The sequence below is a fragment of the Acinetobacter sp. CIP 51.11 genome, from assembly GCF_000369665.1.
GTDB lineage: Bacteria > Pseudomonadota > Gammaproteobacteria > Pseudomonadales > Moraxellaceae > Acinetobacter > Acinetobacter lwoffii_S.
This window is the reverse complement of record NZ_KB850129.1, coordinates 524,747-543,433: the sequence shown is the minus strand read 5'-3', so window position 1 is coordinate 543,433 and position 18,687 is coordinate 524,747. Positions and strand designations below refer to the sequence as shown.

At 45.9% G+C, this 18,687-nt stretch carries 16 protein-coding genes; 8 read left to right on the top strand and 8 right to left on the bottom strand.

Annotated features, from left to right (window positions below; genetic code table 11):
* Positions 1-188: 188 nt before the first annotated feature.
* From F894_RS06395 to F894_RS06380, 4 genes are all read left to right on the top strand, one after another.
* A complete protein-coding gene (locus tag F894_RS06395; RefSeq protein WP_004280135.1) occupies positions 189-533 on the top strand; it encodes a hypothetical protein in 345 nt (114 codons plus the stop codon).
* A 224-nt stretch (positions 534-757) separates the two neighbouring features.
* On the top strand, positions 758-1,774 hold the full coding sequence (locus tag F894_RS06390) for an aspartate carbamoyltransferase catalytic subunit (protein WP_004280134.1): 1,017 nt from the start codon (positions 758-760) through the stop codon (positions 1,772-1,774).
* Positions 1,775-1,784: 10 nt separating this feature from the next.
* Positions 1,785-3,020 carry a dihydroorotase gene (locus F894_RS06385; RefSeq protein ID WP_005246765.1) on the top strand — a complete coding sequence of 412 codons (1,236 nt, stop codon included), beginning with the start codon at positions 1,785-1,787 and terminating at the stop codon, positions 3,018-3,020.
* Between the two features lie 182 nt (positions 3,021-3,202).
* Positions 3,203-4,693, top strand: coding sequence for an OmpA family protein (locus F894_RS06380; protein WP_004646583.1), 1,491 nt, complete (start codon positions 3,203-3,205; stop codon positions 4,691-4,693).
* A 54-nt stretch (positions 4,694-4,747) separates the two neighbouring features.
* Here F894_RS06380 and F894_RS06375 read toward each other — a convergent pair whose 3' ends face one another.
* The 8 genes from F894_RS06375 to F894_RS06340 all read right to left on the bottom strand — a co-directional run bounded on the left by F894_RS06375 (position 4,748) and on the right by F894_RS06340 (position 14,224).
* Positions 4,748-6,160: a short-chain fatty acid transporter gene (locus tag F894_RS06375; RefSeq protein WP_004646585.1), complete on the bottom strand. Its 1,413-nt coding sequence runs from the start codon at positions 6,158-6,160 to the stop codon at positions 4,748-4,750.
* 96 nt (positions 6,161-6,256) lie between these two features.
* The gene (locus tag F894_RS06370) at positions 6,257-6,895 is read right to left on the bottom strand and encodes a CoA transferase subunit B (protein WP_005104503.1); all 639 of its coding nucleotides are present in this window, start codon (positions 6,893-6,895) and stop codon (positions 6,257-6,259) included.
* Positions 6,896-6,897: 2 nt separating this feature from the next.
* Positions 6,898-7,602 carry a CoA transferase subunit A gene (locus F894_RS06365; protein WP_005246763.1) on the bottom strand — a complete coding sequence of 235 codons (705 nt, stop codon included), beginning with the start codon at positions 7,600-7,602 and terminating at the stop codon, positions 6,898-6,900.
* A gap of 93 nt (positions 7,603-7,695) precedes the next feature.
* On the bottom strand, positions 7,696-8,598 hold the full coding sequence (locus tag F894_RS06360) for a hydroxymethylglutaryl-CoA lyase (protein WP_005246762.1): 903 nt from the start codon (positions 8,596-8,598) through the stop codon (positions 7,696-7,698).
* Positions 8,595-10,589, bottom strand: a complete 1,995-nt coding sequence (locus F894_RS06355; RefSeq protein WP_005246761.1) for an acetyl/propionyl/methylcrotonyl-CoA carboxylase subunit alpha — start codon at positions 10,587-10,589, stop codon at positions 8,595-8,597. Before F894_RS06355 ends, F894_RS06360 begins: the two co-directional genes overlap by 4 nt.
* 19 nt (positions 10,590-10,608) lie before the next feature.
* A complete protein-coding gene (locus F894_RS06350; RefSeq protein WP_005246760.1) occupies positions 10,609-11,403 on the bottom strand; it encodes an enoyl-CoA hydratase/isomerase family protein in 795 nt (264 codons plus the stop codon).
* Between the two features lie 11 nt (positions 11,404-11,414).
* Positions 11,415-13,016, bottom strand: a complete 1,602-nt coding sequence (locus tag F894_RS06345) for a carboxyl transferase domain-containing protein (RefSeq protein ID WP_005246759.1) — start codon at positions 13,014-13,016, stop codon at positions 11,415-11,417.
* 35 nt (positions 13,017-13,051) lie between these two features.
* Positions 13,052-14,224: an isovaleryl-CoA dehydrogenase gene (locus F894_RS06340; RefSeq protein WP_005246758.1), complete on the bottom strand. Its 1,173-nt coding sequence runs from the start codon at positions 14,222-14,224 to the stop codon at positions 13,052-13,054.
* Between the two features lie 148 nt (positions 14,225-14,372).
* Between F894_RS06340 and F894_RS06335 the strand changes: the two genes are divergently transcribed.
* The 4 genes from F894_RS06335 (at position 14,373) to F894_RS06320 (ending at position 18,632) form a co-directional block, all read left to right on the top strand.
* Positions 14,373-15,008, top strand: coding sequence for a TetR/AcrR family transcriptional regulator (locus F894_RS06335; RefSeq protein ID WP_005251442.1), 636 nt, complete (start codon positions 14,373-14,375; stop codon positions 15,006-15,008).
* A gap of 98 nt (positions 15,009-15,106) precedes the next feature.
* Positions 15,107-16,795 (top strand): AMP-binding protein, encoded by a 1,689-nt coding sequence (locus tag F894_RS06330; RefSeq protein WP_005246756.1) that lies wholly within the window; start codon positions 15,107-15,109, stop codon positions 16,793-16,795.
* A 308-nt stretch (positions 16,796-17,103) separates the two neighbouring features.
* Positions 17,104-17,772 (top strand): class I SAM-dependent methyltransferase, encoded by a 669-nt coding sequence (locus tag F894_RS06325; protein ID WP_005246755.1) that lies wholly within the window; start codon positions 17,104-17,106, stop codon positions 17,770-17,772.
* 62 nt (positions 17,773-17,834) lie between these two features.
* Positions 17,835-18,632 (top strand): thioesterase family protein, encoded by a 798-nt coding sequence (locus tag F894_RS06320; RefSeq protein WP_005246754.1) that lies wholly within the window; start codon positions 17,835-17,837, stop codon positions 18,630-18,632.
* Positions 18,633-18,687 lie beyond the last annotated feature (55 nt).

Genomic DNA, 18,687 nt, shown 5'->3' with positions numbered 1-18,687 from the left:
TTACCGTATTTTTATATTGAAAGCTTTTGAAATTCTCTGAAAGGCCGTGGCATGTGATAGAGAAAAATAATATTCACACTATAAATTGAGGAACTGGTATGCATTTTGCTCTATACATGGCAAATCAGGCGGTCAGTCGATGGGGAGCGATGGCTGCCTGATTTTTCAATTTTATAATGGGGGTTAAGATGTTAGAGAATCAGTTACGCAACCATGACGCTTTTTCAGTGGCCACTTTAATCTATGCGCGTTTACGACGTGTTTCAGGTCGGGTGATTGATGCAATTTATCTGGCAGAGAACCTGGATTATGCCCGGCATGTGATTCAACTGGCAGAGCAGACTCAAGACCCAGATTTGAATCATCTGATCCAGCGCCTGAAAATGGTACTGGAGATTTCTGAAACAGCACAAGATTCACCAACAGAATCTGCACACCCAAGCCAGCAGGAAGGGCTGATCTCGGTCGAACCGGATGAAGACGATATCTATCGTGCACAGGTGTCACATCGTTATATTGGTGCACTGCGTTAAACCTGAGATGGGTGTGAATGCTCCAGACTGAAGCGCCCGTTGGTTTTGTACTTAAAATCAGCAAGATGCAAATCGGGTTAAATTATCTTATTGAAAAAATACAAAGGAATCTGATTTTTTATTTTTATTGTTCAGATGCTTTTTGTACAAGTAGCAGCGTGGCCAACTATAAAAATTCGCCAATCTCTGTATAATATGTTGACTTAACGCATAAGGAATCTCTCATGCACTTGGCGGCATTGCATACACCGAGCCAGATTCAACTCAATAAAGAAGGTAATCTAAAACACTTCTTGACCATCGAAGGTCTTTCTAAAGAAACCCTGACAAAAATATTGGACACTGCACAGTCCTTTTTTAATGACCAAAATCAGCTGATCACCAATAATTTGCTCGAAGGCAAAACGGTGATGAACCTGTTCTTCGAAAATTCAACCCGTACCCGCACCACCTTTGAAGCCGCTGCCAAGCGCCTTTCTGCCAACGTTCTCAATATCGATATTGCCCGTTCGAGTACTTCTAAAGGTGAAACCCTGCGTGACACGTTATGGAATCTGGAAGCCATGGCGGCCGATATTTTCGTGGTACGTCATTCATCTTCAGGGGCAGCGCATTTTATTGCCAAGGATGTCTGTCCAACAGTGGCAATTATTAATGCCGGTGATGGCCGTCATGCGCATCCGACTCAAGCGATGCTGGACATGCTGACCATTCGCCGCGAAACCAATAAAAAATTCGAAGAAATGTCGATTGCCATTATTGGCGATATCAAGCATTCACGTGTCGCGCGTTCAGATGTGGCTGCCTTGCAAACTTTAGGTTGCCAGGATATCCGGGTGATTGCACCGAATACCTTGCTGCCATTGGGTTTTGAAGAATATGGCGATGGTGTTCGTCTATTTAACAATATGGAAGACGGCATCAAAGACTGCGACGTGATCATTACCTTACGTATTCAAAACGAGCGTATTGATTCTCCGGCACTTGCCTCGCAAGCAGAGTTCTACAAAATGTATGGCTTGAATAAAGAACGTCTTGCCATGGCCAAACCGGATTGTATCGTGATGCATCCGGGACCAATGAACCGCGGCGTTGAAATCGACTCAAGTATTGCGGATGGTCCGCAATCTGTGATTTTGAAGCAGGTGACCAATGGTATTGCCGTGCGTATGGCGGTGTTGGCTTTATCGATGCAAGGTCAGTTACAAGAACAAGGTTTGATTGAAGCGATTGCGGGTTAAGGAATAAGTCATGACTATTGTAAAAATTGAAAATGTCCGTGTTCTTGATCCAATCCAAAACACTAATTCTATCCAGACCGTGTATCTGGAAAATGGAAAATTCGTTGCAGAAACAGCAGACGTCTCTGAAACGATTGATGGTCAAGGCAAATGGTTAATGCCAACCATGGTCGATTTGTGTGCGCGTTTACGTGAACCGGGTCAACAGCAACACGGTACGCTTAAGTCTGAAGGAAAAGCGGCACGTGAAAATGGCATTTTGCACGTATTTACGCCACCCGATTCAAAGCCAATCGTACAAGATAATGGTGCGCTGATTCACGGTCTGGTCGAAAAAGCCATGCTGGATGGTGGGATCTATCTTCAAGTGATTGGTGCGCAAACCCAAGGCTTAAATGGTCAACAACCGGCAAATATGGCGGGCTTGAAAAAGGGCGGTTGTACTGCGGTTTCCAATGCCAGTGCGCCGTTTGCCAATGATGATGTGGTACTGCGTACCCTTGAATATGCTGCAGGCTTAGACCTGACGGTGGTGTTCTATGCGGAAGAACCACAAATTGCCAAAGACGGCTGTGTGCATGAAGGGTTTATTGCATCACGTCAGGGCTTGCCGATGATTCCGGCACTGGCTGAAACCGTGGCGATTGCCAAATATCTGTTGATGATTGAATCAACCAAAGTACGAGCACACTTTGGTCTGTTGTCTTGTGGTGCTTCGGTGGAATTGATCCGTATTGCCAAGGAAAAAGGCTTACCGGTGACCTGTGATGTGGCCATGCATCAGTTACATTTAACTGATCATTTGATTGATGGATTTAACTCTCTTGCACATGTGCGTCCACCGCTTCGTTCTGAACAGGACAAAGAATTACTGCGTCAGGGTGTAAAATCAGGTGTGATTGATGCGATTTGTACTCATCATGAACCGCTAAGCAGCTCTGCGAAAATGGCGCCGTTTGCTGAAACGCAGCCAGGTTTCACTGCTTTTGATACCTATGTGCCTTTTGGTCTGCAACTGATTCGTGAGGGGTTGTTGACTCCACTGGAATGGGTGGAAAAAGTGACCCTAGCTCCGGCTCGTGTTACACAAATGGCAGATCGATGGATAAATGAATCAGGCTGGGTGCTGCTAGATCCGGAACTGGAATGGACCCTGAATAAAGAAAGCATCGTGTCACAAGGTAAAAATACCCCGCTCATTAATCAAAAAGTGCTGGGTAAAGTGGTTCAAACTTTTGCTGCTTAAATGATCCCAATTTTATAAAAGTCAGCTTCGGCTGGCTTTTTTTATTTTTTAAATTTTGTGTTGGTAAAATGAGTACTCAACAAAAACAGTGAAACTTTATGATATTCATACAATTATTTACATTTTCAAAAAATGGGGATCGTTACACTGATTAAATATTAAACATTAGAAAAATCAAAAGAATGGTGACGATTATGAATATAGACTTTATAGAACGCTTAAAAAGCGATGTTACGGCGATTGTGCTTCAAGGTGAAACCGAGCATTTATTTGCCAAAGATCAAGCTTTGGCTCAATTCTATCCCATATTTTTAAGTATATTGCGTGCACGTCCCGCCTGGATTGAGAATCTTGGTCAGCAACTTAATCCAAAAATTCATGAATTATTCAATGCAAATCCGGCACTCAAGCAGCAGTTTCTGGATCAAGTGGATCAGAGCGCGCCACAAGATGAAATAGAGCATACCTTGAACCGGTCAATTGTACCGACTATGAATTTTTTACAGACCGAAGCGGGTGCTTCAAGTCCGGAAGCGATTAGCCATTTGCTGGAAACCCACGCCGATTCGATTCAGCGCGCATTACCCGTTTGGGCTGGACCTATTCTGGCAGCGCTAGGAGTTTCACCCTTGGCAGGGCAAAATTTAAATCAGGAGCCTGTATTGGCGGAGCAGACCATCATTGTTCAGGAAGAAAGAAAAACCGGCTTTTTATGGCCGTTTATTATTTTTCTGATCCTGGCGGGTTTGATCCTGTTTTTGGTTCGTAGCTGCATGCAGGATGATGTTGAAGATTCAAATACCCAAGCGACCAGTGAAGTTGCTGCAGCTCAGCCTGCATCCCTGCGATTAAGTACAGGCAGTAATGGCGAAATTGTCAGTTGTCAATTACAGCTGAATAATCCGCAGTATATGGAAATTTTGCAAAACGAGATCAAACAGATCTTTAATTATAATATTGGTTGTGGGGCGCTGAGCAGTGAGGTTTATCATTCAGAATTTATTGATCAGGATACTATTCCGACTGTGTTGAGAACAATGCAGGGAATGCCAAATGTGTCACTTGACTGGATTGGCAATCAGGTTTCAGTGCGTGCAGCAACCAATGCAGAGGCCGAGCGTCTGGCAGCACAAATTCGTAGTCTGGCCAAAAATGTCACAGTGGTGACCCAGCAGCCGCTCAATAGAAGTGACGTGATTAATACCGCCAATAGTGAGGCAGAACAAGCCTTGGCCAGTATCAAGACCGATAATGTTAAAGCGCTGGATGTGGCGACTGCACTGAATTTACAAATCATTAATTTTGATACGGCATCGACTGAAGTTCCCGAGGTCAATAAATTGGTGCTGGATCAGGCTGCTGCATTATTGCAACGAGCACCGCATGTCATTCTGAAGGTTACAGGACATGCCGATGCTCAGGGTAGTGAAGCAGAAAATAAGGTGCTGTCTGTGCAACGAGCTCAAGCGATTACCAGTTATCTCGTTGGAAAAGGGGTCAATCCTGCACAGTTACAGGCAGTTGGCATGGGAGAGGATCAGCCGGTTGAACCCAATGCCACACCTGCCGGACAGTTTCAGAATCGTCGCGTGACCTTTGAGGTCGTGAATACCGAAACGGGAATTGTACGTGAAGTAGATGATGAAGGTGTAGTTGAGAAGACAGGAAATTAAGAGAGCGGCCTAAATAAAAAAGGACGAATTTTCGTCCTTTTTTATTATCTTAAATTAAGAAAATACCGGCGGGCTATAAGTCAATGTCCGACCAAGGAACCATAGCAGGAACAGTACCAAAGGCAGATGGAAAATCAACTGGGTCACCGTAAATCCAATCACATCTTTGGCTTTTAATTTCAGGATACCCAGCATCGGAAGCATAAAGAATGGATTAATCAGATTCGGCAAGGCTTCTGCCGCATTATAAATCTGTACCGACCAGCCCAGATGCACTTTCAGGTCATGCGCAGCCTGCATCACATAGGGCGCTTCGATAATCCATTTCCCTCCGCCAGAAGGAATAAAGAAACCCAGAATCGCCGAGTATAAGCCCATTACAATGGCAAAGGTTTCCTGCGAGGCAATGGAAACAAAGAACTCGGCAATGTAATGTGACAATGACAGATCGGCCGGGTTTAGCGCATTGGTCATCATAAAGGCAATACTGCCATACAGCGGAAACTGGATCAGTACCCCAGAAATGGCGGGTACGGCTTTGGATACCGCATTCAGAAAATTTCGCGGTGTACCGTGTAAGGCCACGCCCAAAATCAGGAAGATAAAGTTATAGGTATTTAAGCTGGAAATGGCCAGAATCGGATTGCTTTTGGAAAATTCGTTAAACATCCAGACTGCGCCCAGAATCACAATCAGAATGCTTAAAATGGGTGAATTTTCCAGCCAATCCCCCGGTCTTTTTTCGGCAGATACTTCCGGTTTTTCTTCTTCAATCTGAATCGGGAAGTGCTCAATAGTTTTAATGTCAGAGCCTTTAGGTGCTGACCAGTAAGCAATTGCAATTGAAGCCACAATCAGTACCGCTGTCATGATCATGGATTGCGGCAGGAAAATAGTCTCGGTAAATGGAATCACGCCCGTCAGATTATAAATCGGTTCAGGCAGACTGCTTTTATTAGCCTGTAACTGTGCAGCTGAAGAACTGATGCCCAGTGCCCAGGTCGCACCCATCCCGATAATCGCGGCAGCCGCAGCAGCGCGGTAATCCATGTTAAGCTCTTTACGCTGTGCCAGTGCAATCACTAGGAGTGCAGTCAGTACAGTACTCATGGCCCAATTAATCAGAGAAATTAACAGGCTGACCGTGGCGACCAGGACAATCGCACCACGACCGGAATGTGGCAGGCGCGCCATTTTCTGGATCAGAAGCTGGACAGGCTTAGATACGGAAACCACATAACCGACCACGATCAGCATGCACATCTGCAAGGTAAAGGGAATCAGGCTCCAGAAGCCGTCTCCAAAGGAAATCGCGACATCCTGTGCGGGTGCACCAATTCCGATGGCGGCAATCGCCACAATGATGACGCCAAGCAGGGCAAAAATATAAGAATCCGGAAACCATTTTTCAGACCAGTCGCTGACGCGCAAGGCGAAGCGCTGCAAAATATTTTGTTGAGTTTGCATGATTAAAATCCATTTATTCTGCGATTATTATTTTGAAATGAAACAGCTATATATAAAAAAGCCCTTAAGAAATTTTATTCTTAAGGGCTGGCTGGATCAGGCAGCATTACGTAGTAGCGCTACCCCAGTGACTTTTTGAATCTCTTCAAAACTGACCTCTGGTGCCAGTTCAACCAGTCGAATTCCATCAGGACTAACATCCAGTACACCGAGGTCGGTAATAATCCGGTTCACCACAGCCTGGCCGGTCAGCGGCAAGCTACATTGCGGTACAATCTTCGGTGTACCATCTTTGGCGCAGTGTTCCATTAAGACCACGACTTTTTGTACACCCGCGACCAGATCCATGGCACCGCCCATGCCTTTGACCTTTTTACCCGGAATCATCCAGTTGGCCAGATCACCAGTTTCAGACACTTCCATGGCTCCCAAAATGGCAATATTGACATGACCACCACGGATCATGGCAAAGGAGTCGGCACTTGAGAAAAATGAAGCACCTTTACGCGCGGTAACCGTCTGTTTACCGGCATTGATCAGGTCGGCATCCACTGTCTCCTCGGTTGGAAATTCGCCAATCCCCAGCAGGCCATTTTCCGACTGCAGCCAGACATTGATATTTTCCGGAATATAGTTCGCGACTAGCGTCGGCAGGCCAATCCCTAGATTGACGTAGAAACCATCTTCAAGCTCTTGTGCCGCGCGCTGCGCCATTTCATTACGTGTCCAAGCCATGATCAAGCCTCCGCCTTTAAAGTCATCTGTTCAATACGTTTTTCCGGTTGAGCATTCAGGACTATCCGGTTCACATAAATTCCCGGAAGATGGATTTCGTCCGGATCCAGCACGCCAATTTCGACAATCTCTTCGACTTCAGCAATGGTAATTTTGCCGGCCATGGCACAGACCGGATTAAAGTTCTGGGCGGTTTTACGGAAAATCAGGTTGCCGGCTTTATCGGCCTTATAGGCTTTAACCAGAGCAACATCAGCTGTTAAAGATTCTTCCAGAATGTAAGACTTGCCATTAAATTCACGGACATCCTTACCTTCAGCGATCACGGTTCCGACACCCGTCGCCGTATAAAAAGCCGGAATACCGGCACCGCCAGCACGTAATTTTTCTGCCAGTGTACCCTGTGGGGTCAGCTCAACTTCCAGTTCGCCATTTAAATATTGACGTTCGAATTCCTTGTTTTCACCGACATAAGAGGAGATCATTTTTTTAATCTGTTTTGTTTCCAGTAAAAGCCCCAGACCGAAGCCGTCTACACCGGCATTATTGGAAATACAGGTCAAATTTTTGGCACCAGTTTCTTTTAGGGCCGTGATCAAAGCTTCTGGAATACCACATAGGCCGAAACCACCGACAGCCAGAGTATGACCATCTTGCACCACATCCTTTAAGGCGGATTGAGCGCTGTCATAAATCTTGTTTGACATCTTGTCACCTCTATTGTTATTACAGCAGACTTAAATCTGCTGTTTATATCCTTATGGGTTGCTTAAGTTTATTTTGCTCAAGCATGATTATTGTTAAGCACAGGCTTTTTGCCAATAGGCATTGGCATAATTGGATGGATTATTGCGCTGCAAGACTTCACTGATATTACGGCTGGCCTGCATCAGGGCATCCAGCTGAATACCGGTTTCAAAGCCCATATTCGAAAGCAGGTAATACAGGTCTTCAGTTGAAACATTGCCTGAAGCCCCTTTGGCATAAGGGCAGCCACCTAAGCCTGCAATGGATGAATCAAATACGCGAATGCCTTGCAATAGCGACTGGTAGATATTCGCAATCGCCATGCCGTAAGTATTATGAAAATGGCCTGCCAAAACTTTAGCATCAAGTTCAGCCAGACAAGCCTCCCAGACATTTTTCACCCGATCCGGTGTTGCTGTACCAATGGTTTCACCCAATGACACTTCGTAGCAGCCCATCTCCAGCAAACGCTGGGTGACTTTGACCACCTGCTTCGGATCAATGGCACCTTCATAAGGACAGTCCACCATGCAGGAGACATAGCCACGTACCTTAATATCATTGGCTTTGGCTGCTGCCATGACATCGGTAAATTTCTCGAAGCTTTCATCAATCGAGCAGTTGATGTTTTTGCGGGTAAAGCTTTCAGAAGCAGCGGTAAATACCGCCACTTCCTTGCAACCCACAGCCAGTGCAGATTCAAAACCTTTCAGATTTGGAGTTAACAAACTGAACTGAATATTCGGATCTTGGGGTAGGCTGGCAAAGAGCACATCACTGTCTGCCATTTGCGGTACCCATTTGGCTGAGACACAGGAACCGACTTCGATGGACTGCAGACCGGTTTTCATCAGGTCCACAATCAGGTTTTTCCGGTCATCCAATGTCAAAGGTGTTTTTTCATTTTGCAGGCCATCGCGTGGTCCGACTTCTACGATTTTGACAAAATCCGTCATGCCACTTCCTCCGCCAGTGGCTGGAACTCGACCAGTTCATCACCAGCTTTGACTTGATCACCTTTCTGGAAATATGAACTTGCAATGATGCCATCATGCGGTGCACGAATTGAATATTCGATCTTCATGGCTTCCAGCGTCATCAGTACATCATCTTTTTTGACTTTGTCATTGGCTGCCACGAGCACCTGGGTAATGACACCTGGCATTGGCGCGATCAGATTATTTTCCGTGCCTTGTTCATCCTGATTATTAAAATCAGACTTCAGGTAATTGAACTTATAGCTTTGACCATTCTGGAATAGGGTAATGCCTTGCTCAGTCTGGCTAAAAGCCAGTTTTTGCTGTTTACCCGCCAGTTGCAACGCTAAAGTATGGGCATCGACGAGCTGACCCTGAATTTGAATTTGCTGACCGTTGTAGCTGGCGACAAAACCTTGATCCTGAGTATTGAACTGAACTTTTAGTTTGATGTCATTGCGTTGTAATTGCACTGTATGACTATTTTGCTGGTTTAAGCGCCAGAATGCTTGCTGCTGCCATACCGGATTGCTTGGAATGGGATTCTGTGCTTGACGTGACAGAAGTTCAATCAGTGCAGCACTGACCACCAGTTCGGCACTGATATCCGCAGAAGGTTTGAGTAAGAATTCTTCTTCACGCTGAATCAGGCCAGTATCTAAATGTGCATTTTTGAATGAGTCGCACAGCACTAGCCGGTCAAGGAAAGCGATATTATTGCCCAGACCATCGACATGGAACTGACCTAATGCATGGTGCATCTGGGTTAGGGCTGCTTCACGGTTTTTGCCCCAGACAATCAGTTTGGCAATCATCGGATCATAATAGGTGCTGATCTCGTCGCCTTCGACAATACCGCTATCGACACGGACATGGTCATTTTGCTCTGGATAATGCAGGTAGCTGATCTGACCAATCGCAGGAATAAAGCCTTTTTCCGGTTCTTCGGCATAAACACGGGCTTCGAGTGCATGTCCATGAATCTGCAATTCATGCTGCTGCTTCGGTAAAGGTTCACCAAAAGTCACGCGCAATTGCCATTCCACTAGATCCTGTCCGGTAATCATTTCAGTCACCGGATGTTCAACCTGAAGACGGGTATTCATTTCCATGAAGTAAGCTGTACCGTCTTGCTCCACGATAAACTCGACTGTACCGGCACCAACATAATTCACTGCACGCGCAGCATCGATTGCCGCCTGACGCATCGCTTCCAGTTTATCTTCAGGCATTTTTGGTGCAGGCGCTTCTTCCAGCACTTTCTGGTGACGGCGCTGTACCGAGCAATCACGTTCGAACAGATGTACATAATTGCCGTGGGTATCACCAAACACCTGCACTTCAATATGACGTGGCTGAATCACATAGCGTTCAATCAGAACGTCTTCATTGCCAAAACTTGAACGTGCTTCACTTTTACAAGATGCCAGTGAACTCAGGAAATCTTCACTGCGTTCCACCAGACGCATGCCTTTACCGCCACCGCCGGCACTGGCTTTAATCAATACCGGATAACCAATATTGTCTGCCTGCTGTTTCAGGAAGTCGGCATCCTGATTGGTACCATGATAGCCGGGGGTTAAAGGCACACCGGCTTTTTCCATCAGGGCTTTAGAGGTGGCTTTCAGACCCATTGCCAGAATGGCATCGACTGGTGGGCCAATAAACACAATATTGTTGTCCTGACAGGCCAGGGCGAACTGGTCATTTTCAGACAGGAAACCATAACCTGGGTGAATTGCCTGAGCACCAGTGCTTTTGGCTGCCTGAATAATGTGATCAATCTGTAAATAACTTTGTGCAGCTGGCGATTCACCAATATAGATCGCTTCATCGGCCAGTTTGACATGTTGTGATAGTGCATCGGCATCGGAGTAGACGGCAACAGTAGCAATACCTAATTTCTTCGCTGTACGAATGACACGGCAGGCAATTTCACCACGGTTGGCAATTAAAATCTTTTCAAACATCGTAGGATCCTTCTTGTTGTTATGCCGTGGTCTTGATCCAGGCCGGGCTTTGTTTGTTCAAAAATGCATTCAGTCCATTTTTCGCCTCATCTCCCTGGCGAATATGGGCAATATGCTGTGCTGTTTTAAGCAGTAAATCTTCGGTCAAAACCTGTTGGTCAACCAGTTGAATCAACTGTTTCGATGCGCTCTGTGCAGCAGGACCACCCAGTAAAAGTGCTTCCACAATTTCATCAATTTTGCTGTCGAGCTGTTCTGGTGTAGTAACTTCATGCGCAAGACCAATGCTTTTGGCCTGTTCAGCAGTAATCCGCTCGGCGGTCAGGAAATAACGTGAGGCCTGACGGGCACCAATCGCACGAATCACATAAGGGCTGATGGTCGAAGGTGCCAGACCTAAGCGAACCTCGGAAGTGGCAAACTTGGCATCTGTACTGGCCACACAAATATCACAGGCTGAGGCCAGCCCCATGCCGCCACCAAAGGCAATGCCGTGTACCCGGGCAATGGTTGGCTGTTTTAAGGTCGCCAGACTTTGCAGCATTTTTGCCAGTTTGAGAGCATCCGCTTCGTTGTCTGCCTGTGATGCCTGACCTGCCTGTTTCATCCAGTTCAGATCCGCGCCAGCAGAGAAACTCTTGCCTCGGCCTGCCAAAATCACCACACGCACATCATCATGGTCATTTAAAGACCGGAAACAGGCATTCAGTTCTTCAATCACCTGGGTATTAAAACCATTGTGCAGTTCGGCACGGTTAATCCAGACTGTCGCGATCTGATCCTGCTGTTCGAGCTGTAAAAATTGATATGTCATTTTGTCACCCCTTACATGCGGAACACGCCGAATTTGGTTGGCTGGATTGGCGCATTCAGTGCCGCAGCCAGACTCAAGGCCAAGACTTCACGCGATTGCGCTGGATCAATCACACCATCATCCCATAAACGCGAAGACGCATAATAAGGGTGGCCTTGGCGTTCGTATTGGTCACGGATTGGTTGTTTAAACTGATCTTCTTCTTCTGCTGACCAGCTGCCACCTTTCTGTTCAATCTGGTCACGTTTTAAGGTCGACAAAACGCTGGATGCCTGTTCACCGCCCATCACTGAAATACGCGAGTTTGGCCAGGTCCACATAAAGCGTGGCGAATAAGCACGGCCACACATGCCGTAGTTGCCGGCACCAAAAGAACCGCCAATGACCAGGGTCAATTTCGGAACATTGGCATTGGCGACGGCCATCACCAGTTTGGCACCATTTTTGGCAATGCCTTCATTTTCATACTGGCGGCCGACCATAAAGCCGGTAATATTTTGCAGGAAAATCAGTGGAATATTGCGCTGGGTACACAGCTCAATAAAATGTGCGCCTTTTTGGGCTGACTCGGAAAATAGAATGCCATTATTGGCAATAATCCCGACCGGCATTCCATAGAGCTTGGCAAAACCGGTCACCAGGGTAGTGCCGAAACGTGCCTTGAACTCGTCAAAACGTGAGCCATCGACAATACGCGCTATCACTTCACGGATATCAAAAGGCTTGCGCGCGTCACTCGGCACAATGCCGTACAGTTCCGAACTGTCAAACAGCGGCGCTTCGATTTCATCTGCGGTCTTGTTTGGCTTTTTGTTCAGGTTGGCCACGATGTTGCGGGCAATCGCAAGCGCATGTTCATCATTTTCAGCCAGATGATCAGCCACACCAGACAAACGGGTATGCACATCACCACCACCGAGATCCTCACTGGAAACCACTTCACCGGTAGCTGCCTTAACCAGAGGAGGGCCGCCGAGGAAAATCGTGCCCTGATTGCGGACAATAATGGTTTCATCCGACATGGCGGGAACATAAGCACCGCCTGCAGTACAGCTACCCATCACCACTGCAATCTGGGCGATACCTTGGCTCGACATACGTGCCTGATTGTAGAAAATACGGCCGAAGTGATCGCGGTCTGGAAATACTTCATCCTGTAAAGGCAAATATGCACCGCCTGAATCCACCAGATAAATACAGGTTAGCTGGTTCTGTTCGGCAATTTCCTGGGCACGTAAATGCTTTTTCACTGTTAATGGATAATAAGTACCGCCTTTCACCGTAGCATCATTGGCAATGATCATGCAGGTCACACCGTTGACCTGACCAACACCAGCGACCACACCTGCGGCAGGCACATCATCCTGATACACCTGATAGGCAGCCAGCTGACCAATTTCCAGAAAAGCGGTTCCTGGATCAATCAGGTGATTAATCCGTTCACGTGGTAACAGCTTGCCACGGTCCAGATGTTTTTGGCGGGCAGTTTCGCCGCCACCCAAAGCAATTTTTTCAACTTTCTGTTTTAGGTCATCCACCAGTTGCAGCATGGCAGTCTGGTTGGTTTTAAACTCTTCACTACGTATATTGATTTTGCTCGATAACTGATTCATGACGAACATCCTTGTTTTATTCTAAGTGTTAAGATTTAGGCTGTTTCGTTGAAAAGTTCACGGCCAATCAGCATGCGGCGGATTTCTGAAGTACCGGCGCCAATTTCATACAGTTTGGCATCGCGCCATAAACGGCCTGCAGCAAACTCGTTGATATAACCGTTACCACCTAAAGTCTGAATGGTTTCACCCGCCATCCAGGTCGCTTTTTCAGCAGCATATAAAATGGCACTGGCAGCATCTTTACGCAGGCTACGGCTATGTTCGGCCTTGTCACATTCAGCGCCTATGGCATACACCAAGGCCTTACATGCCAACCAGGTCGAATACATGTCGGCAATTTTGCCCTGCATCAGCTGGAATTCACCGAGAGCCTGGCCAAACTGTTTACGGTCATGAATATATGGAATCACGGTATCAATACAGGCATCCATAATCCCCAGTGGGCCAGCACTCAATACAGCCCGCTCGTAATCCAGCCCACTCATTAACACTTTGGTACCATTGCCGACGCCACCCATGACGTTTTCTTTCGGTACTTCGACATTGTCAAAAAACAGCGGATAAGTATTGGAACCGCGCATACCCAGTTTGTCCAAATGCGTGCCATGGCTGAAACCTGGCATATTTTTCTCGACCAGAAACGCAGTCATGCCTTTGGCACCGGCTTGCAAATCGGTTTTTGCATAGACCACCAATACATCGGCATCGCCACCATTGGTGATCCACATTTTTGAACCATTCAACAGGTAGTGATCGCCTTTGTCTTCTGCTTTCAGTTTCATGCTCACCACATCCGAGCCTGCATTCGGTTCAGACATTGCCAAGGCACCGACATATTCACCAGAAATCAGTTTAGGCAGATAACGCTGTTTCTGTTCTTCAGTACCATTTCGCTTAATTTGGTTTACACATAGGTTAGAATGTGCGCCATAGGACAGCCCAATGGATGCAGAAGCACGGGAAATTTCCTGCATGGCAATGATGTGCGCCAGATAACCAAAATTTGAACCGCCATATTCCTCACTGACTGTCAGCCCGAGCAGGCCCATCTCGCCAAATTTTTTCCAAAGGTGAGCAGGGAACTCGTTGTCACGGTCAACCTGTTGAGCAATCGGGGTAATTTCTTTGGCGCAAAATGCGGCCACTGAATCACGAAGCGCTATTAGAGTTTCATCCAAACCGAAATCCAAGCTTTGTAAATTCATTCTTCATCCATCCTGAGGTTATATTTGTTGTGTCCAAAAAAGCATTGTTGTTGTGCTTGTGGTTTTAACATACAACGAAAAAATAAAAAAGTGAATCTATATTCACAAAATGATTTACAATTCATTTTATCTTGTTGAGATTAATTTTATGAGTTATAAAAGATCATCATTGATGCAGGAACGAATGGAACAAAATCGCCTGTCGATTTTGGAATCTGCTCGTGAACTGATTATTCAAGGGGGCTTGAAGGAGGCATCGATTCAGGCCATTGCAGAGCGCGCAGGCGTTTCTACAGGGCTGGTCTATCGATATTTCGAGAGCAAAAGCCAGATTTTGATCGAGGTTTTGTCGGCCGCGATTCAGCATGAAGTCGGAATTCTGAACCATATTGCCGAGTCAGATTTATCGCCAAAACTGAAATTGCAAAAATCTGTTACAACTTTTGTCAAGCGTGCCATGAATAGCCCCCAATTGGCGTATTCACTGATGTTCGAACCGGTTGATCCGGAAATGGAACATGAGCGTTTTCGCAGTAAGCAGCTGCTTAAGCAGAGCATTAAGGAAATTCTGGCCGAAGGAAAGGTCAATGGAGAATTCGAATTTGAAGATTTGAATACGGCAGCATTAGGTGTGGTTGGTGCCATGACCTTTGTCGTGATTGAACCTTTAAATCCGTCCCGAAATGTCATGTTTGATCAGAAGTATAAGGATCACTTTGTCAAACAGATTGCCGATTTTTGTGTCAACGCAGTACGTGGGCAGGAGGAAAATTTACAAGCATAAACACACAAAAAACCGGTACACAGACAAGGTCGTCGTGGTCATAAAACAATTAGTAAAGTTGAAAATCAGAATTACAAAGAATCAAGGAGATCGATTCAATGACACAAGTACGGTTAAGCTATGCCTATGGAACCAGCAGCCAGCCTTTATTGGGCATGACGATTGGTGAAAAATTTGATCAGGCTTGCGAGCGGTATGCAGAACGTGATGCGGTAGTGAGTTTGCATCAGAACATACGCCTCAGTTACCGGCAGCTACAGGAGCAAGTCAATGCCTTTGCCTGTCAGCTGCTGAAAATGGGTATGCAAAAAGGTGACCGTTTGGCGATCTGGTCGCCGAACTGTGTGGAATGGACCATTACCCAGTTTGCAGCCTTCAAGGCAGGCATTATTCTGGTGAATTTAAATCCAGCTTATAAAAGCAACGAGCTTGAATATGTGCTGAATAAAGTCTCTTGTAAGGGACTGGTGATTGCAGCGCAGTTTAAGACGACGGACTATCAGGAAATTCTGACTAAAATTGCACCGGAATTGCAGGAAACCGAAGGTAAATTCCTTAATGCAGAGCGACTGCCACATTTAAAGCATGTGATTAAAATTGATGATCAGCAGCATACCGGCATCCACCGTTTTCAGGATTTACTAAGCTCGCCAAGCGCCCAAGAGCTGAAACAACTGCAACAGATCTCCAGTGAATTGCAGTTCGATGAAACGATTAATATCCAGTTTACTTCGGGCACTACGGGCAATCCGAAAGGCACCATGCTGACCCATAATAATATTTTAAATAACGGGTACTTTGTCGGTGAAGCGATTCATTTAGGTCCAGAAGACCGCGTCTGTATTTCAGTTCCTTTATTTCACTGCTTTGGTATGGTGATGGGTAATCTGGCCTGTATTACGCATGGTTCTGCCATGATCTATCCATCAGCTGTATTTAATCCGCTGGAAACCTTGAAAGCCATTCAGCAGGAAAAATGTACCGCGGCTTATGGTGTGCCAACCATGTTTATCGCCATTCTTGAGCATGAACAGTTTGACGAATTTGACCTGTCCAGTCTGCGTACCGGGATTATGGCGGGTAGTCCATGTCCGCAGGAAATTATGCAGCGCGTGATTGAACGGATGCATATGTCTGAAATCACGATTTGTTATGGCATGACCGAAACTGCGCCAGTGAGTGCACAAAGCTCAACGGCAGACAGTGTCGAGCGACGTGTTAGTACGGTTGGCCGGGTACATCCGCATCTGGAAGTTAAAATTGTCGATGAAAATGGCAAGGTGGTGCCACGCGGTCAATTGGGCGAGCTATGTGTACGCGGTTATTCCGTCATGCTCGGTTACTGGGAAGACCAGGACAAAACTCAGGAAGTGATTGATGCTGCACGCTGGATGCATACCGGTGATATTGCTGAAATGGATGATGAAGGCTTTGTCAAAATTAAGGGCCGAATCAAGGATGTCGTCATTCGTGGAGGGGAAAACCTGTTCCCGAAAGAAATTGAAGATTTCCTTTATACCCATCCGGCTGTTTCAGATGTACAGGTGATTGGGGTGCCAGACCATAAATATGGTGAGGAACTTTGTGCCTGCATCATCCTGCATGAAAATGATCCTTGTACTGAAGAAACCATCCGTCAGTATTGTAAGGAGCATATTTCTCACAATAAAGTGCCGCGCTATGTGCGTTTCTTCCAGGAATTTCCAATGACGGCTTCAGGGAAGGCGCAGAAGTTCAAATTGCGTGAATTTATGCGTGAAGAGCTGAACTTGAAAGAGATTGCTTAAACTTTATTTTTTACGTTAGAACTAATCCTAAAGCTAACAATTAATAGCAACTCATCAGAGAGCCCGGCGACATGGATGTCGCCGTTTCACTGTATGGCAGGGATGCCATATCAGTGAAACAAAAGGGTTTGGTTACTTTGCCCCGTCAAAGTAACGAAAAACCTGCGCAATGGACGTTCAATATATCTAGCAGTTTGAGGTTGTACATTTAGCAAGATTCTAAAATGTCTGTAAATGAATTTACTGATCACGACGGTCTGGTAATAGAAATACATGAATGTACTGAACATCTAAAATCAGAGTAAAATATGGCAAAAAACTTTCACAGTGAAGTCGTGGTCGCCAGTTATGACGATCATATCCGTAAACTGATTCCCGGTTATGAACTGGTGCATCAGCAGATTGAAGCAATTCTCAGCACTGAACTCCCAGAAACCGCACATATATTAATAGTGGGTTGCGGAACAGGTTATGAATTGTCGTATTTATTAGAGCAACATCCAGACTGGACCTTTACTGCAATTGATCCATCAGCAGCCATGCTGAAACAGGCTAGTAAAAATCTGAATTCTATAGATCGACAAAGGGTGCAATTCATCCAAAGCACGATTCAAGATTTGAATCAGCCGGATACTTTCGATGCCGCATTGGCCATTCTGGTGGCTCATTTCATTCCAAATTCCGAAAAAAACGGATTTTTTCAGGCTATCCATCAGTGTCTTAAAACCAACGGTCTTGCATTGACCTATGACCTGATGCAACCCGAAAATCAGCAAGACATCAAAATTATGCAGAAGCTGGCACAGCAGACAGGGTTAAGCATGGTGCAAAGTAGCAAGATGATTGAACGCTTGGAGCAGGATTTTCACTTGTTATCTGCGCAAAATTTTACAGCACTTTTAACCAAAGTCGGATTTAAACAGTGCAAAATTTATTGTCAAATCATGAATTATCATGGCTTTTTGCTCAGAAAATAAAGATCAAAGAACTTTTTGCAAATTCTAAAGTTTAAGAGAATATTCAGGGAAGTATTAAAACAATGTCGGCATATTACAGTTTTATTCAGCGCGAACAGCATGCAGATGGCAGTACTACGGCTTATTACCGTTCTAATATTCATGCACAAGGTGCGTGGAATCCACATGAGCAGCACATGGCGCCAGCCACCGGTATTCTATGCGTCGAACTGGAACAGTTTCAGCCACGTGCTGACATGCGTATTGGTCGGGTCGGGCTGGATATTTTTGGCCTGATAGCCTTTGGTGAATTTTCGATTACAACACGCATGATCCGTCCGGGTAAAACCATTGAACTGGTTGAAGCTGAAATGTGTGCCAATGGTAAAACCTGTATCGTGGCACGCGCGTGGAGAATGCTAACTTCAAATACCACGGCCATTGCTGGAGTGGAAGATTTTCCGATCGAAAGTCCAGAATATTTACCGGTTTGGGAGGGTATGTGCTGCTGGCCGGGCGGTTATATCCAGAGTATTGAAACCCGGGCACATGCTGACCATCGTGCAGGCAAGGGGATTGTCTGGCTGAGAAATTCGCTGGACATGGTGGAAGGACAGCTCACTACAGATTTTAGTCGTTTGCTCGGTATGGTTGATACGGCCAATGGCATCGTGCCACGTCAAGACCCGAATTCTGGTTGGGGATTTCCGAATCTGGACCTGCAGATTCATATGCACCGTCTGCCGCAGGGTAAATGGCTGGGACTGGAAGTGGTACAGCAATATGGTGAAGATGGTATCGGTTTAACCAGCGGAATCCTGCATGATGTTCATGGACCTTTTGGTCGAAGTGAACAGATTCTGACCCTGCGAAAGTTCTAAAGTCTATTCGAAACATCAAGGCTAATTGCCTCAATCTTTATTTATTGGCATGCTG

Coding starts and splice junctions, on each gene's coding strand:
- F894_RS06375 (WP_004646585.1), bottom strand. CDS start 6,160: ATGCAAACTCAACAAAATATTTTGCAGCGCTTCGCCTTGCGCGTCAGC.
- F894_RS06370 (WP_005104503.1), bottom strand. CDS start 6,895: ATGGCTTGGACACGTAATGAAATGGCGCAGCGCGCGGCACAAGAGCTT.
- F894_RS06320 (WP_005246754.1), top strand. CDS start 17,835: ATGTCGGCATATTACAGTTTTATTCAGCGCGAACAGCATGCAGATGGC.
- F894_RS06385 (WP_005246765.1), top strand. CDS start 1,785: ATGACTATTGTAAAAATTGAAAATGTCCGTGTTCTTGATCCAATCCAA.
- F894_RS06340 (WP_005246758.1), bottom strand. CDS start 14,224: ATGAATTTACAAAGCTTGGATTTCGGTTTGGATGAAACTCTAATAGCG.
- F894_RS06390 (WP_004280134.1), top strand. CDS start 758: ATGCACTTGGCGGCATTGCATACACCGAGCCAGATTCAACTCAATAAA.
- F894_RS06325 (WP_005246755.1), top strand. CDS start 17,104: ATGGCAAAAAACTTTCACAGTGAAGTCGTGGTCGCCAGTTATGACGAT.
- F894_RS06365 (WP_005246763.1), bottom strand. CDS start 7,602: ATGTCAAACAAGATTTATGACAGCGCTCAATCCGCCTTAAAGGATGTG.
- F894_RS06335 (WP_005251442.1), top strand. CDS start 14,373: ATGAGTTATAAAAGATCATCATTGATGCAGGAACGAATGGAACAAAAT.
- F894_RS06395 (WP_004280135.1), top strand. CDS start 189: ATGTTAGAGAATCAGTTACGCAACCATGACGCTTTTTCAGTGGCCACT.
- F894_RS06355 (WP_005246761.1), bottom strand. CDS start 10,589: ATGTTTGAAAAGATTTTAATTGCCAACCGTGGTGAAATTGCCTGCCGT.
- F894_RS06350 (WP_005246760.1), bottom strand. CDS start 11,403: ATGACATATCAATTTTTACAGCTCGAACAGCAGGATCAGATCGCGACA.
- F894_RS06345 (WP_005246759.1), bottom strand. CDS start 13,016: ATGAATCAGTTATCGAGCAAAATCAATATACGTAGTGAAGAGTTTAAA.
- F894_RS06360 (WP_005246762.1), bottom strand. CDS start 8,598: ATGACGGATTTTGTCAAAATCGTAGAAGTCGGACCACGCGATGGCCTG.
- F894_RS06380 (WP_004646583.1), top strand. CDS start 3,203: ATGGTGACGATTATGAATATAGACTTTATAGAACGCTTAAAAAGCGAT.
- F894_RS06330 (WP_005246756.1), top strand. CDS start 15,107: ATGACACAAGTACGGTTAAGCTATGCCTATGGAACCAGCAGCCAGCCT.